This is a genomic window from Streptomyces sp. NBC_00669, from assembly GCF_036226785.1.
Lineage (GTDB): Bacteria > Actinomycetota > Actinomycetes > Streptomycetales > Streptomycetaceae > Actinacidiphila.
The window spans coordinates 2,589,178-2,604,408 of sequence record NZ_CP109018.1 but is presented as its reverse complement, the minus strand read 5'-3'; the positions used below and the strand labels follow the sequence as shown (position 1 = coordinate 2,604,408).

12 protein-coding genes and 1 riboswitch are annotated in these 15,231 nt (G+C 71.5%); of the genes, 6 read left to right on the top strand and 6 right to left on the bottom strand.

Annotated features, from left to right (window positions below; translation table 11 throughout):
* The first annotated feature begins 19 nt into the window (after window positions 1-19).
* Window positions 20-847, top strand: coding sequence for a lipase family protein (locus OG896_RS10360; RefSeq protein WP_329364373.1), 828 nt, complete (start codon window positions 20-22; stop codon window positions 845-847).
* A 200-nt stretch (window positions 848-1,047) separates the two neighbouring features.
* Here OG896_RS10360 and OG896_RS10355 read toward each other — a convergent pair whose 3' ends face one another.
* Window positions 1,048-2,382: an MFS transporter gene (locus OG896_RS10355; RefSeq protein WP_329364371.1), complete on the bottom strand. Its 1,335-nt coding sequence runs from the start codon at window positions 2,380-2,382 to the stop codon at window positions 1,048-1,050.
* A gap of 56 nt (window positions 2,383-2,438) precedes the next feature.
* On the opposite strand from OG896_RS10355, the gene OG896_RS10350 reads away from it, so the two are divergent.
* Window positions 2,439-3,437 (top strand): ArsR/SmtB family transcription factor, encoded by a 999-nt coding sequence (locus OG896_RS10350; RefSeq protein ID WP_329364369.1) that lies wholly within the window; start codon window positions 2,439-2,441, stop codon window positions 3,435-3,437.
* Between the two features lie 183 nt (window positions 3,438-3,620).
* On the opposite strand, the gene OG896_RS10345 is transcribed toward OG896_RS10350, so the two are convergent.
* The 4 genes from OG896_RS10345 to gcvT form a co-directional block, all read right to left on the bottom strand.
* Entirely contained in the window at window positions 3,621-5,006 is a 1,386-nt protein-coding gene (locus OG896_RS10345; RefSeq protein WP_329364367.1) for an L-serine ammonia-lyase, read from the bottom strand.
* A gap of 200 nt (window positions 5,007-5,206) precedes the next feature.
* Window positions 5,207-6,481: a serine hydroxymethyltransferase gene (glyA, locus tag OG896_RS10340; RefSeq protein WP_329364365.1), complete on the bottom strand. Its 1,275-nt coding sequence runs from the start codon at window positions 6,479-6,481 to the stop codon at window positions 5,207-5,209.
* An 11-nt stretch (window positions 6,482-6,492) separates the two neighbouring features.
* Complete coding sequence (gene gcvH, locus OG896_RS10335) at window positions 6,493-6,873, bottom strand: glycine cleavage system protein GcvH (RefSeq protein WP_329364363.1); 381 nt, start codon at window positions 6,871-6,873, stop codon at window positions 6,493-6,495.
* Between the two features lie 163 nt (window positions 6,874-7,036).
* Complete coding sequence (gcvT, locus tag OG896_RS10330) at window positions 7,037-8,152, bottom strand: glycine cleavage system aminomethyltransferase GcvT (protein ID WP_328469806.1); 1,116 nt, start codon at window positions 8,150-8,152, stop codon at window positions 7,037-7,039.
* 190 nt (window positions 8,153-8,342) lie between these two features.
* Window positions 8,343-8,461, bottom strand: a riboswitch (glycine riboswitch).
* Window positions 8,462-8,594: 133 nt separating this feature from the next.
* Between gcvT and OG896_RS10325 the strand changes: the two genes are divergently transcribed.
* Together OG896_RS10325 and OG896_RS10320 are read left to right on the top strand one after the other, a co-directional pair.
* Window positions 8,595-9,365: an enhanced serine sensitivity protein SseB gene (locus OG896_RS10325; protein ID WP_329364361.1), complete on the top strand. Its 771-nt coding sequence runs from the start codon at window positions 8,595-8,597 to the stop codon at window positions 9,363-9,365.
* 310 nt (window positions 9,366-9,675) lie between these two features.
* Complete coding sequence (locus OG896_RS10320; RefSeq protein WP_329364359.1) at window positions 9,676-10,404, top strand: enhanced serine sensitivity protein SseB C-terminal domain-containing protein; 729 nt, start codon at window positions 9,676-9,678, stop codon at window positions 10,402-10,404.
* Window positions 10,405-10,491: 87 nt separating this feature from the next.
* Here OG896_RS10320 and OG896_RS10315 read toward each other — a convergent pair whose 3' ends face one another.
* Entirely contained in the window at window positions 10,492-12,021 is a 1,530-nt protein-coding gene (locus OG896_RS10315) for a DUF885 family protein (RefSeq protein WP_329364357.1), read from the bottom strand.
* 324 nt (window positions 12,022-12,345) lie between these two features.
* Between OG896_RS10315 and OG896_RS10310 the strand changes: the two genes are divergently transcribed.
* Window positions 12,346-13,344 (top strand): ABC transporter permease, encoded by a 999-nt coding sequence (locus OG896_RS10310; protein ID WP_328469812.1) that lies wholly within the window; start codon window positions 12,346-12,348, stop codon window positions 13,342-13,344.
* Window positions 13,345-13,447: 103 nt separating this feature from the next.
* Window positions 13,448-15,190, top strand: coding sequence for an ABC transporter substrate-binding protein (locus OG896_RS10305; RefSeq protein ID WP_329364354.1), 1,743 nt, complete (start codon window positions 13,448-13,450; stop codon window positions 15,188-15,190).
* Window positions 15,191-15,231 lie beyond the last annotated feature (41 nt).

Genomic DNA, 15,231 nt, shown 5'->3' with positions numbered 1-15,231 from the left:
TTTCGCGAAGGACACCTTCATGACCATTCCCGCCCTCGACCACGCGGCCGGCGGCTACTCGCTGCCCCACGCCTACTGGATGGCCCGCGCAGCCGCGCTGGCCACCTTGGACCAGGACGGCCTCCAGGCCCAGGCGTCCGCCTGGGGCTTCGACCGGGTCCGGTACTTCGAGTCCACGCATCGGATGCCGTTCCCCATCGAGGACACCCAGGCCTACGTCATGGCCGACGATCAGATGATCATCGTGGGGTTCCGCGGCACCGAGGTCGCCAAGATCCGCGACTGGCTCACCGACGTCGACACCCCGCCGGTCCCCGGGCCCGCCGACACCGGCTTCGTCCACTACGGCTTCCACCAGGCCCTGCAGTCGGTCTACCCGCAGATCCGCGACACCGTCGTCGACTTCCGCGACCACGGCCAGAGCCTGTGGTTCACCGGCCACAGCCTCGGCGCGGCCCTGGCCATGCTGGCCGGCGCCCGCCTGTACCTGGAACAGCCCAGGCTGCTCGCACACGGCATCTACACCTTCGGCCAGCCCCGCACCTGCGAACGCCTCCTGGCCGCGGCACACAACAAGGCCTTCGCCGACCGCTGCTACCGCTTCGTCAACAACAACGACATCGTCCCCCACCTCCCACCGGAGCCCGCCTACACCCACGTCGACGCCCTGCGCTACTTCGACGCCGACGGCCGCCTGCACCACGCCATGCCACTGCTCGCCACGCTCCAAGACCGCGCCAAAGGCGTGGCCATCGACCTGCTCGCCCCCGAAACCGACGCCATCAAGGACCACCACCTGCCCAACTACATCGCCGCGCTCGAGAAGAACATCACCGCGACGCCCTGACCCCACCGCCGTCGCCCAGCCGCCCGGCCCTTCGGGCGGGAGCGACGGCCCCCGGAGCCAGGGGGCTTCGTGGCCACCGAGGTTCACGTGGACGACGTTGCCCTCGACAAGCCATGAACCGTCGCAGACCGGCGCCGCGGCCGTGGTGGCAGAACCGGGCATCTCCGCACCCCGTCACGCTACTTGCGGGGAACGGGCCGTCACGGGCCGGTGCGGGTCCCCGCGGGAGGCATGGCGGCCCAGCGCCGTTCGGCTCGCCGTGAGACGGCGGGCATGGCCAGTGCCGCGACGGCGAAGATGGCGGCCAGCGTGCACCAGCCGGCCGCGCCGTGCGGGAGGACCAGAGCGGTGACCACGAAAGGGCCCAGTGCCTGGGTGACGGAGACGCCGGTTTGGAAGACGCCTTGGTAGGCGCCTTGGGCGTGGTCGGGGGCCAGGGCGTAGCCGAGGGTCCAGCTGCCCGCCTGGGAGGTGACCTCGCCGAGGGTGAGCAGCAGGACGGCGGTCAGCAGGATCGCGGTGGCCGCGGTGGGGTTGTGGTGGGCGGCGGTGGCGGCGGTGGCGCAGGCGAGCGCGGTGAGCAGGCCGCCCGTGCGGAAGGAGCGGGCGGCCGTGGGCAGGTCGCCGGTGTGGCGGGTGGCGCGGACCTGGAGTGCGACGACCAGGGTGGTGTTGAGGACCAGCAGCGTGCCGACCAGGGGCCGAGGGGCGTGGGTGTAGTTGACCAGCCAGAGCGGCAGGGCGACTTCCAGCACGACGTAGAGCATGTTGACGATCGCGTTGAGGGCGGTGACGGCGAGGTAGGGGCCGTCGCGCAGTGCGCTTGCCGGGCGCTTGCCGCGGTGTTCGTCGTCGGCCGCCGCGGGGGCGGGGGCGAGGTGGGCCTGGGCGGGGACGGTGCGCAGGGGGATGAGTGCCAGGAGGAAGGTGGCCGCGTTGATCATGATCGCGGCCTGGTAGGCGCCGGTGTGGCCGAGGGCGACGACGGTGGTCCCGAGCGCGGCTCCGGCGCCGATGCCCACGTTGTTGACCGCGCGGAGCAGGCCCAGCGCGGGGGTCCGGGTGGTGGCGGGCAGGCTGTGCGCGTAAAGGGTGCTGCGGACCGTGCTGTTGGCCCGGCTGCCGGCGGTCACGGTGCAGGCCAGCAGGAGGAAGGCGGGGTAGCTGCGGGCGACGGCGAAGCCCGCCATCGCGACCGCCTGCGCCAGGTGCAGGGCGACGAGGGCGGGCTTGGCACCGTACCGGTCGGCCGCGCGGCCGGCGGGGAAGGAGGCGAGGATGCCGCACAGGCCGGCCACCGTCAGGGCCAGGCCCACCTTGGAGGCGGAGTAGCCCAGACCGTGGGTGAACCAGAGCGTGCTGACGGTCAGGAACAGGCCGTTGCCGAGCGCGTTGATCACGAGCAGGACGGCGAGCGCCCGCACGACGGGGTCCGTCCGGGGAGAGGAACCACCCGGCGCGGGCGGCAGTGAGGCGGGCGACGGGCGTCCGGTGGCGCCGGGGGTACGGGCGTCGGACGGCGGTGCGGTGGTCATGCGCGCCAGCCAATCCGCCGTGCGCGAGGGGCAGAAGGAGTTAAGACTGGGGCTTAATGATTCGCTTCCGACTGGAGACCGCCGATCTCGCGGCTACCTCCTTCGCCTACTCTCCGCTCCAGGAGACCGTCCTGAGCCTGCGGCTGTGGGCCGGACACGCTGCTCGCCTGCCACAACTGCGCGGCCTGCGCGAAGCGATGCGCCCGGCCTTCGGCCGGCTCGACCAGGAACTGCTGACCTCGCTGGTCGCACGCCGCCGCTACTGGGTGCCCGACCTGCTCACCCCCCGTCCCCACACCCCGGCCCCCGACATCCGCGCCGAGCTCACCGCCCTGCGCCGCACCGACCCGCTCCTGCTCGGACCCGACCTGGAACGCACCTTCCTGCCCCTGGGTGAACCCCTTCCGCCGCCACTGGCCGCCGGGCTGCTGGACCCGGCCCGTCTCCTGACCCGGATCGCCGACGAGCTGGAGGCCTACTGGAACGCCTGCCTGCTCCCCCATTGGCCACGCATCCGCTCCATCCTGGAGAGCGACCTCGCCCACCGGGCCCGCATCCTGGCCGAACACGGTGCAGCACACCTGTTCACTGACATCCACGACCGCCTGACCTGGACCGACGGCATCCTGAGCGTCCAACGCGGCGGCCGCCGGAGCGACGATCTCGCGGACATCCCCATCGACGGCCGACGCCTGCTGCTCACACCCAGCTGCTTCGTCGACGGCGTCTCGACCATGCTCAGCCTCGACGCCCCGCCCCACATCGTCTACACCGCACGCGGCCTGGCCCTCCTCGGCGAGAACCCCGCCCCCTCCGCGCCCCGGCCACTGGAGTCGCTCCTGGGCCGCCCACGCGCCCGGCTCCTCGCCCTGCTCGCCGAACCCGCCACCACCACCGAACTCGCCCACCGGCTCGGCGTCACCCCCTCCGCGGTCAGCCAGCACCTGTCCGTGCTCGCCGCTTCCCACCTGGTCGAACGCACCCGCCACGGACGCCGGGTCCTGTACCGGCAGAGCGCCCTCGGCGCAGCCCTCCACAACCCCCAGGACACGTAAGCCGACCCGACCGCCGCGGTGTACGCCCGAGGCCGGTCATCACTTCGCCGGAGCAGGAGAACGGTACGGCCGGGCGGGTCCCCTCGGGGGAGCCGCACACTTCCGAGGGACTTTCCGACGTACAGGCCCGGAAGGCTCCGACAGCACGGAAAGACGGGAAACCCCAGGTCAGGGCCTTCCGCGTCAGCACTCGATGACGTTGACGGCGAGGCCGCCGCGGGCGGTCTCCTTGTACTTGACCTTCATGTCCGCGCCGGTCTGCTTCATGGTCTTGATGACCTTGTCGAGGGAGACGTGGTGGCGGCCGTCGCCGCGCATGGCCATGCGGGCGGCGGTGACGGCCTTGACCGCGGCCATGCCGTTGCGCTCGATGCAGGGGATCTGGACGAGGCCGCCGACGGGGTCGCAGGTGAGGCCGAGGTTGTGCTCCATGCCGATCTCGGCGGCGTTCTCGACCTGTTCCGGGGTGAGCCCCAGGATCTCCGCGAGGCCGCCCGCGGCCATGGAGCAGGCCGAGCCGACCTCGCCCTGGCAGCCGACCTCGGCGCCGGAGATGGAGGCGTTCTCCTTGAAGAGCATGCCGATCGCGCCCGCGGCCAGCAGGAACCGGACCACCGCGTCGTCCCGGTCGGCGGCGGAGGTGGTGGGCGAGCAGACGAAGGCGAGGTAGTAGTGCAGGACGGCCGGGATGATCCCGGCGGCGCCGTTGGTGGGGGCGGTGACCACCCGGCCGCCCGCCGCGTTCTCCTCGTTGACGGCCATCGCGTAGAGGGTGATCCACTCCATCGCGCGGGCGGACGGATCACCCTCGGCCCGCAGCTGGCGGGCGGACTGCGCGGCGCGGCGGCGCACCTTCAGGCCGCCGGGCAGGATGCCCTCACGGGACATGCCCCGCTCCACGCAGTCCCGCATCACCTGCCAGATCTCCAGCAGCCCGGCCCGGATCTCGGCCTCGCTGCGCCAGGCCTTCTCGTTCTCCATCATCAGCGCGGAGATCGACAGCCCGGTCTCCCGGGACAGCCGCAGCAGTTCGTCGCCGGTGCGGAAGGGGTGGCGCAGCACCGTGTCGTCCAGCTTGATCCGGTCCTCGCCGACCGCGTCCTCGTCGACCACGAAGCCGCCGCCCACCGAGTAGTACGTCTTCGCCAGCAGCACCTCGCCGGCGTCGTCGTACGCCGACAGCGTCATCCCGTTGGCGTGGTACGGCAGCGAGCGGCGCCGGTGCAGCACCAGGTCGGTGTCGGCGTCGAAGGCGATCTCGTGGGTGCCCAGCAGGTCCAGCCGGTGCTCGGCGCGGATACGGGCGACCTCGTCGTCGGCCGTCTCCACGTCGACGGTGCGCGGCGCGTGTCCTGACAGGCCGAGCAGGACGGCCTTCGGGGTGCCGTGGCCGTGGCCGGTCGCCCCGAGCGAGCCGAACAGCTCGGCCCGCACGGAGGCGGTATGGGTGAGCAGCGCCTCGTTCTTGAGGCGGTGCACGAAGATGTTCGCCGCCCGCATCGGGCCGACGGTGTGCGAGCTGGACGGGCCTATTCCGATGGAGAACAGGTCGAAGACGGAGATTGCCACGGTGTTCTTAGCTCCTGGGGTTCGCGGACGCCGTTGTCCGCAGGGTGCTGCGGCCGCGCTCGGCGGGGGCGCGCTGCCGGGCCGGATACGGTGTCCCGCCGGCCGGCCGGTGGCCGGTTCGTGCCCGCCTCCCCCTTGAGCTTCGCACGGGGGAGTACCCGCGACCACGGGGCGCGGGCGGACACGAACCGGCGACCCGGCTACAGGCCCGGGTACAGCGGGTGCTTCTCCGCCAGCGCGGTGACCCTCTGCCGCAAGGGCCCGCTCTCCGACGGCGGGAAGGCCGGCGACGCGGTGAGCGTCGCCGCGATGATGTCGGCGACCTCGCGGAAGTCGTCGGCGGTGAAGCCCCGCGTCGCCAGCGCGGGCGTGCCGATCCGCAGACCCGAGGTGACCATCGGGGGCCGCGGGTCGTTCGGGATCGCGTTGCGGTTGACGGTGATGCCGACCGCGTGCAGCCGGTCCTCGGCCTGCTGGCCGTCGAGCGCGGAGTTGCGCAGGTCGACCAGGACCAGGTGGACGTCGGTGCCGCCGGAGAGTACGGAGACGCCGAGTTCCGCCACGTCGGGCCGGGTCAGCCGGTCGGCGAGGATCTTCGCGCCCTCCAGCGTACGGGACTGGCGGTCCTTGAACTCGTCCGTCGCCGCGGCCTTGAACGCGACCGCCTTCGCGGCGATCACATGCTCCAGCGGGCCGCCCTGCTGTCCCGGGAAGACCGCGGAGTTGATCTTCTTGGCGAGTTCGGCCTTGGCCAGGATCACCCCGCCGCGCGGGCCGCCGAGCGTCTTGTGGGTCGTGGTGGTGACCACGTCGGCGTACGACACGGGGGAGGGGTGCAGCCCGGCCGCGACCAGCCCGGCGAAGTGCGCCATGTCGACCATCAGGTACGCGCCGACCTCGTCGGCGATCCGGCGGAACTCCGCGAAGTCCAGCTGCCGCGGGTACGCCGACCAGCCCGCCACGATGAGCTGCGGGTGGTGCTCCTTCGCCAGCCGCTCCACCTCGGCCATGTCGACCAGGTTGGTCTCCGCGTCCACGTGGTACGCGGCGACCTTGTAGAGCTTGCCGGAGAAGTTGATCTTCATGCCGTGGGTCAGGTGCCCGCCGTGCGCCAGGTCCAGGCCGAGGATGGTGTCACCCGGCTTGAGCAGGGCGAACATCGCGGCGGCGTTCGCCTGGGCGCCCGAGTGCGGCTGCACGTTGGCCGCCTCGGCGCCGAACAGCGCCTTGACCCGGTCGATGGCGAGCTGCTCGATCACGTCGACGTGCTCGCAGCCGCCGTAGTAGCGGCGGCCGGGGTAGCCCTCCGCGTACTTGTTGGTGAGCACCGAGCCCTGCGCCTCCAGCACCGCGACCGGCGCGAAGTTCTCGGACGCGATCATCTCCAGCGTGGACTGCTGGCGGTGCAGCTCGGCGTCGACCGCGGCCGCCACATCCGGGTCGAACTCGTGCAGGGACTGGTTCAGCAGCGACATCGCGGGTTCCCTCAGTTCTCGATGAAGGCGTCGTACTCGGCGGCGGACAGCAGGTCGGACGGCTCCTCGGCGACCTTCACCTTGAACAGCCAGCCGCCCTCGAAGGGCGCGGTGTTCACCAGCGAAGGGTCGTCGACGACGTCCTGGTTCACCTCGGTGACCTCGCCGCCGACCGGCGAGTACAGGTCGCTGACCGACTTGGTGGACTCCAGCTCGCCGCAGGTCTCACCCGCGGTCACCGTCGCGCCCACCTCGGGGAGCTGGACGAAGACCACGTCGCCGAGCGCGTCGGCGGCGTGCGAGGTGATGCCCACCGTGGCCGCGCCGTCGGCGGGGGCGGAGAGCCACTCGTGCTCCTTGCTGTAACGAAGCTGCTCAGGGTTGATGCTCATGGCTGAATTCTCCCGGATCGGCAGGGGTGCTCGCGGGTGCGGCACGGCAAACGGAAAGCTGAGGGAAAGGGGGGCGAGGGGGAAGAACGGGGAAACGGCGAGGTGCGGCGCGGGCCGCGGAACCGGCGCCGGGTGCGGCGACGGGGGAGCGAGCCCGGTCCGCTCAGCGCTCGCGCCGGTAGAACGGCAGCGCCACGACGTCGTACGGCTCCCGCGAGCCGCGGATGTCCACCGCCACCCCCGGCGTGCCGGGCGCCGCGTGCGCCGCGTCCACGTACGCGATCGCGATCGGCTTGCCGAGGGTCGGCGACGGGGCGCCCGAGGTGACCTCGCCGATCACCGCGCCCGAGGCGTCAGTGACCGGGTAGCCGGCCCGCGGCACCCGGCGGCCCTGCGCGACCAGCCCGACGAGCTTGCGCGGCGGCAGGTCCTTGGCCCGCTCGGCGGCGGCGCCCAGCGCGGCGCGCCCGACGAAGTCCCCGGGCTTGTCGAACTTGACCACCCGGCCGAGCCCGGCGTCGAACGGCGTGACCGAGGCGGTCAGCTCGTGCCCGTACAGCGGCATGCCCGCCTCCAGGCGGAGCGTGTCGCGGCAGGACAGCCCGCACGGCACCAGGCCGGCCGACTCGCCGGCGTCGGTCAGCGCCCGCCACAGTCGCTCGGCGTCGGCCGGCGCGACGAACAGCTCGAAGCCGTCCTCCCCGGTGTAGCCGGTGCGGGCGATCAGCGCGTCCACCCCGGCGACGGTGCCGGGCAGCCCGGCGTAGTACTTCAGCCCGTCCAGGTCGGCGTCGGTCACCGCCTTCATGATCGCCGGGGCCTGCGGGCCCTGGACGGCCAGCAGCGCGTACGCGTCGCGGTCGTCGCGGACCTGCGCGTCGTACTCCGCCGCGCGCAGCGCCACCGCGTCGAGCACGGTCTGCGCGTTGGACGCGTTGGCGACGATCATGAACTCCTGCTCGCCGAGCCGGTACACGATCAGGTCGTCGAGGATGCCGCCGTCGGGCGCGCAGATCATCGTGTAGCGGGCCCGGCCCACCGCCAGCGCGGACAGGTGGCCGACCAGGGCGTGGTCCAGCGCCTCGCCCGCCTGCGGGCCGGTCACGGTGATCTCGCCCATGTGCGACAGGTCGAAGAGACCGGCCCGGGTGCGGACCGCCTGGTGCTCCTCGCGCTCGCTGGCGTACCGCAGCGGCATGTCCCAGCCGGCGAAGTCGGTCATGGTCGCGCCGAGGGCGCGGTGCAGGGCGTCGAGCGCGGTGTGACGGGGTTCGCTCATCGGTGACAGGCTCCCAGGCTCGGTCTCGGTGAAGAGGAAGGAGAGATGACGGATGGACACTCCCCATCTGTCATCGGAACCTGAGAGGTTCACCGTGAACCCCGCTCGCGCGGGCCGCGGTTTGCACCTTGGGTGGGCGGGACCGCACACCCGAGGGTGCGCCGACGGCTCCGCCGCTTTTCAGATCTGCCTCGCCCGCGCGGTATCTGTGCCTGAGAGATTCAAGGGAGGACTTGCTCCTTCGGCGCCCGTCCCGGCGCCCGCGAGCTGGTCGCGTGCACAGGTCCGGGGCTCTCCCGCGCGGCCTCGAACGGCCGGTATGCAAGTTGTGGCCTTCATCATTGCATGCCCAGGGTCCCCGGCCCCCGGCAGCGGTTAGGGTTTCCCGGGCATGACGCTGCACAACGCTACAGACGCGGTACACGGGCGGACAAGGGTGGACATGGAGAATCCGGCACCGTACATATGGCCGGCCAACGAGCTGGAAGAGGTGCTGGGGGCCAGCCTCGGCAATCCGTCGGCCACCCCCCGGCTGCTGGAGGTGCTCGGCCGCTCCCAGGTGTGGGTGCCGCTGCCGAACGGCGGCTCGCCGGACGCGGCCGGCCTCGACCTGCCGACCGTCGTGCTCGGCGGCGCGCCCTACGTACCGGTCTTCAGCTCCGAGCAGCAGTTCCGGCAGGCCGCGGACGGCATGTCCTGCACGGTCGCGCCGGTGCACGAGTTCGCCCGCGGGCTGCCGCCGCTGGTCGGCATCGCCGTCAACCCCGGTGGGGCGGTCGGCGTGCCGCTGCCGCCGGCCGCGGTGGCCCAGCTGTGCCGGCCGGTGCCGGGCGAGCGCGCGCCGCAGTTCTCCGGGGTACGCGGCGGGGACGCGCCCCCCGGTGCCCGGGTGCGGCTGTGGGAGCCGGGCCACGACGAGGAACCGGTGGACTTCCTGGCCGCCGCGGCCGGCGAGTTCGCGGTCACCCCGGTGCTGCTCTCCGGCCGGCGGGCGCTGGCCGCCGTGGAGGAGGAGCCGCCCGCCCTGTTCATCGGTGTGGAACTCGACCGCTGGCAGGAGGACGACCGGGCCGCCGCGATGGACGCGCTCGGCCGGGCGATGGGCGTGGCCCCGCCACCGTGGCCGGTGCACCTGATCCTGCTGGACGTGGCGCAGGACCCGGTGGGCGACTGGCTGCTGGAGACGGTGCGGCCGTTCTTCGCCCGCGACTGAGTCCGTGACTGAGTCCGTGACGGCGTCCGTGACCGCGTCTGCGGGCGAGTTCGCGGCCGGGTTCGCGGACGGGCCGCGAAACCGGCTGCGGCCCGGCGGTGATCGGGCGGTGATCGGGCCGCGGACCGGCGCTGATCTCGGCCGCGGTCGCGTGGCGAGCGGGTCCGGCCGCCTCGCGCCCGTTCAACGGTCGTATACCTGGTCTATAGCCGGTTCCGCTTGAGTCGGTCGCCATACCGCTGGGCACACTCGACCTGGTTTGATGTCGTGCGAAGAGCAGAACGAAACGAGGGGAAAGGGGCGGTCCCACGTGATCGCGGGCGCGCAAGGCGGTGCGGCGCAGGCCGGCCATGTGGAGCAGATGCTGCTCCAGGTGGCTCCCGGCCGGTTCGACGCATACGAGAACCTGCTCGCGTCACTCGCCGAGGGCCAGGTGTGGATGCTGCTGTGGCACGGCAGTTCCGGGGCGTCCGACGCGCAGTACGGCACCATGGAGGTCGGCGGGTACGGCTACGCGCCGTGCTTCACCTCGCCGCGTGAGCTGGCCGCCAGCGGCTGGAACCGCGACCACGAGGTGGTCTCCGGGCGGGACATCGCGCAGACCCTCTACCCGGACCGCTCCGGGCTGTGGCTCAACCCGCACGCGGCCGGCGGCGGGATCGGCATCCCCTGGGCGGACCTGCGCAGGATCGCGGTCGGGCTCGACCTGCTGCCCGCCGGCCCGCTCCAGATCGGGGAACCGTCCCTGCAGATGCCGCAGTTCTACGCGCTTCTCGCGCAGGCCGCGCACCGCACCTCCGCGGTGCGGGCGCTGCGGCAGGCATGGGTGCAGCCCGTACTCGGCGAGCCCTACCTCGCGATCGGCGTCGAACTCCACGAAGGTGCCGCGCAGGCGGTGGAGTCCGTCCGCCTCATGATGCAGCAGGCGGTCGCGGGCGTACCCGACGGCGTCGCCGTCTCCACGGTGGCCATGGCCGACCCCTACGACCCGGTCGCCCTGTGGATGCGCACCTTCGGCCGCCCCTTCTTCGACAGGTAGGGCGCCCCTACCCCCTGGTGGCGGCCGCGCCTACAGGGGCACGGGGAAATGCGCGACACGCCGCAGCGGGCCGTAAGGTCCGGGACATCACGTGGTGGGGCCGGGCGGGCGGACCACCGCGTCCAGCAACCCCAAAGGCGGGCTGCCCAGGTGCATGAGGGCACCGTGGAAACGGGGCAGGGAGAAATCCGCGCCCCACTCCCGCTCCGCGCGCCGGCGCACCCGGAGGATCTCCAACTTGCCCCAGGTGTACCGCCCGTAGCCCGCGTCGAAAGTGCCGCGCCGCGCCTCCGCCGAGGCCGCCGCAGGCGAAAGGTGGGCGTCGCGCACGAAGTAACTCGCGGCCTCGTCCAGCGACAGCGCCCCTGTATGCAAACCGATCGCGCAGGTGAGCCGGGTGACCCGGACCAGCGCTTCGAGGGCCACGCCGATCGCGAAGCGCGGGTCGCGTGCGCGGAACCCCTCGTCGAGGCAGACCTCCTCGACGTAGTGGGCCCAGCCCTCGGAGAACGAGAGGCTGTGCAGGAGACGGCGGACCGGGGACGGCGCCCGGCGCAGCGCGCGGCCGTGCGCGAAGTGCCCGGGGGCCACCTCGTGGAGGGTGATGGACGGCAGGCTGGTGCGGCTGAAGACCGTCAGCCACTCCTCGCGCTCGTCGGCGGGCCAGTCCGCGTCGGGCGGCGTGACGTGGTACCAGGAGGGCGCGTCGGGCTCGGCCGGCGCCGACCACGTCATCATGGCCATCGCCCAGCGCCGGGACGCGGGCGCCGGGCCGACCAGGCACTCGCCGTCCACGTAGGGCGCGAGCCCCCGCTCGCGGGTGAACTCGATGGCCTCCTCGGTGAGTCGGGCCGCCTCGGCGATGACGCCGTCGGCGCCCGGGTGGTCGGCGAGCAGCCCGGGCAGCAGTTCGTCCACGTCGCTGCGCGGGTCCAGGACGCGGCAGGAGTCGGTGAGCAGTTCGGTGAGCCGGGCGCGCTCCCGGTCGGACCGCCCGGCCAGTTCGGTGAGGTCCACCCGCAGACCCTCCTGGGCGCCCATCAGCGCGGCGAGCGCCCGTCCGCCGAGCCGGGGGTCGGGGTCGCCGTGTTCGGCGATGTGCTGGATGTGGGCGACCAGCCGCTCGTGCGCGCGCAGCGCGGCCCGTTCGACCTCGCCGGCGTCCGGGTCCAGGTCGGCGGCCAGGCCGAGCACCGAACCGAGCAGCGCCTCGGCGACCGGGGCCCGTACCTGGTCGAGCGAGGACAGCGCGGCGTCCACGGCCTCCGGCCACCGCGCGAGGTGCTCCCGGCGGGCCCGGGCGCGGTCCCCGCGCGGGGCGTACTCCCGGTCGTAGCAGGCCAGTTCGAGGTTGGACAGGTGCGGGTAGGGGTCGCGCCGGTGCAGTTCGAGCTCGCCGAACTGCACGCGCAGGGCCTCCTCGAAGACCGCAAGGTGGGCTTCGTCGTGCGGGTCCCGGAGCGGGCCGCCGCGCCGGGCGCGGGCCAGGGCCGCCAGCCCGTCGCGGACTCCCTGGGGGGACAGGTCCTGCACCCGGCCGTCGTATTCGTGCAGGCCCGACATCTCCCGGGCCTGGGGCATCATCAGGTCGCAGACCGCGCGCAGCCGTTCGTCCATCAACCGACCGTACCCCGAGGTACGCGTCGGTAACGATGAAAGAACCACCCACATCACAGTTACGCATCCCTTCGCGGCCAGGTCTGGCGGGTGATCGCCAACCAGAAGAAGAATCCAGCGGCAAGACACCTTGGTGTTGACATGTCCCAACCGCAACGCGCGTAGTGGATACGCACGTCGCACGCATGATCACGTCGAGCGGCCACTGTGGGTGACCTCAGTGCCATCTGCAACTACCGCATCAAGTGCACCAACTGACGAGGAAGCCGCTACAGCGGCGGGCGCGCGCCGGTTACCCACCGGCGAGAGGGGTCGGCAAACGCCATGACCGCACCTATCGAGACCACCTCCGGACAGGCCGAAGCGCATCCGGAGGCCGTACTCAGCGGGGCCGGGCGAGGCATGATCGAGGGGCGCTCGCTCGGGCAGATCGCCTGGGGCCGGCTCAGACGGGACAAGGTCGCGATGGCCGGCGGCGTGGTGGTGCTGCTGCTGGTGCTGCTGGCGATCCTCGCCAAGCCGATCGAGATGGTCTTCAACCTCGATCCGAACGCCTTCCACCAGAACCTGGTCGACCCCGAACTGCTGTCGCCCAAGGGCGGCTGGGGCGGCATGAGCTGGTCCCACCCGCTGGGCGTGGACCCGAAGTTCGGCCGCGACATCCTGGCCCGGATCATCGAGGGCTCCTGGATCTCCATGCTGGTGGCCACCGGTGCCACCGTGCTGTCCAACGTGATCGGCACCGTGCTCGGCGTCATCGCCGGCTACTACGGCGGCTGGGTGGACAGCCTGATCAGCCGGCTGATGGACGTCTTCCTCGCCTTCCCGCTGCTGCTGTTCGCGATCTCCATCTCCGCCTCGCTGCAGGACGGCGCCTTCGGGCTGAGCGGGCTTCCGTTGCGGATCTGCGTGCTGATCTTCGTGATCGGCTTCTTCAACTGGCCCTACATGGGCCGGATCGTCCGCGGCCAGACGCTGAGCCTGCGCGAGCGCGAGTTCGTCGACGCCGCCCGCGGCATGGGCGCGCGCGGGCCGTTCATCCTCTTCCGCGAGCTGCTGCCGAACCTCGTGGCGCCGATCCTCGTCTACTCCACGCTGCTGATCCCCACCAACATCCTGTTCGAGGCCGCCCTGAGCTTCCTCGGGGTCGGTATCGCGCCTCCGCAGGCCTCCTGGGGCGGCATGTTGACCAGCGCGGTCGACGTCTACCAGTCGGACCCGCAGTACATGTTCGTGCCCGGCCTCGCGATCTTCATCACGGTGCTGGCCTTCAACCTCTTCGGCGACGGGCTGCGGGACGCCCTCGATCCGCGCAGCAAGTGATTCCGCAGGGATGACCCACCGACCCCGGGTGGCACCTCGTGTGCCGTGCGGCACCCATGGCCGACCCGGCGACTCAAATAGGAAGTGAGGGGCGTAACCCGGTATGAACACCAGAAAGGTGACCTCCGCTCTCGCGCTCTGCTTGGCGATGGCACTCGGCGTGTCCGCCTGCGGCGGCTCGGGCGGCTCCAGCGGCTCGGGCAAGAAGGACCAGGCGCTGACCTCGATCGTCAACGCGTCGAGCAAGAAGGGCGGGACGGTCACCGCCGACCACTCCACCGGCCCTGACTCCCTCGACCCGGGCAACACCTACTACGGCTGGGTGCAGGACTTCTCCCGGCTCTACGCCCGTACGCTGCTGACCTTCAAGCCGGCGGCCGGCAAGGCGGGCCTGACGGTGGTCCCGGACCTGGCGACCGGACTCGGCACCTCCAGCCCCGACGCGAAGACCTGGACGTACCACCTGCGCACGGGTGTGAAGTTCCAGGACGGCACCCCGGTGACCTCCAAGGACGTCAAGTACGCGATCGAGCGCAGCAACTTCGCGCCCGACGTGATGTCCAACGGCCCGGTGTACTTCAAGAGCTACCTTGCCGACGACGGCAAGTACCAGGGCCCGTACAAGGACAAGAGCCCGAACGGGCTGTCGTCCATAGAGACGCCCGACAACCAGACGATCGTCTTCCACCTGTCGCAGCCGTTCGCCGACTTCGACTACCTGGCGACGTTCTCGCAGACCGCTCCGGTCGAGCAGTCCAAGGACACCGGCGCCACGTACGTGCAGCACATCCAGTCGACCGGCCCGTACAAGTTCTCCTCCTACTCCGAGGGCAAGGGCGCCACGCTGGTGCGCAACCCGGAGTGGAGCAAGGCCACCGACCCGATCCGCACCGCGCTGCCCGACAAGTACGTGCTGAAGTTCAACGTCAACCAGAAGACGATCGACAACGACCTGCTCTCCGACAACCTCACCGTCGACCTCCAGGGCACCGGTGTCGAGGCGGAGACGCAGTCGAAGATCCTGGGCAACAAGAACCGGCTGGCGCACACCGACGACTCCATCGCCGGCGCCACCTCGTACATGGCGCTCAACCTGCACGTGAAGCCGTTCGACAACATCAACTGCCGCAAGGCCGTGCAGTACGCGGTGAACAAGACCTCCGTGGTCAACGCCGAGGGCGGCGCGGTCAAGGGCGACGTGGCCAGCACCCTGCTGCCCCCGTCGGTGAACGGCTACACCAAGTTCGACGACTATCCGACCGCGGGCAACAACGGTGACGTGGCCAAGGCCAAGGCGGCGCTGGCGGCGTGCGGCAAGCCCGGCGGCTTCACCACCACGCTCACCGCGCGCAGCGACCGGCAGCCCGAGATCGACGGCGCCACCGCCATCCAGGCGGCGCTGAAGAAGGTCGGCATCACCGTCAACATCAAGACCTTCCCGTCGGACAAGTACTTCTCCAACTACGCGGGCGTCCCGGACTACGTGCACTCGCACGGCGTCGGCATGATGATGATGGCGTGGGGCGCCGACTGGCCGACCGGCTACGGGTTCCTGGACCAGATCGTCGACGGCAGCGCGATCAAGCCGTCCGGTGGCAACAACCTGATGGAGCTGAACGACCCGAAGATCAACCAGGCGCTGTCCTCGGCGATCTCCAACACCGACACCGCCGCGCGGACCAAGGCGTGGGGCGACATCGACAAGATGGTGATGGCGAACGCCTCGGTGGTGCCGCTGATCTACCGCAAGAACCTGCTCTATCGCCCGGACTCCGCCACCAACGTGACGGTCACTCAGGCGTACCTGGGCATGTACGACTTCCTGCTGATGGGTTCCTCGAAGTAGCCGCAAGGCTCCTACGCACCGAAAGGCAGGTGAAGGCTCCG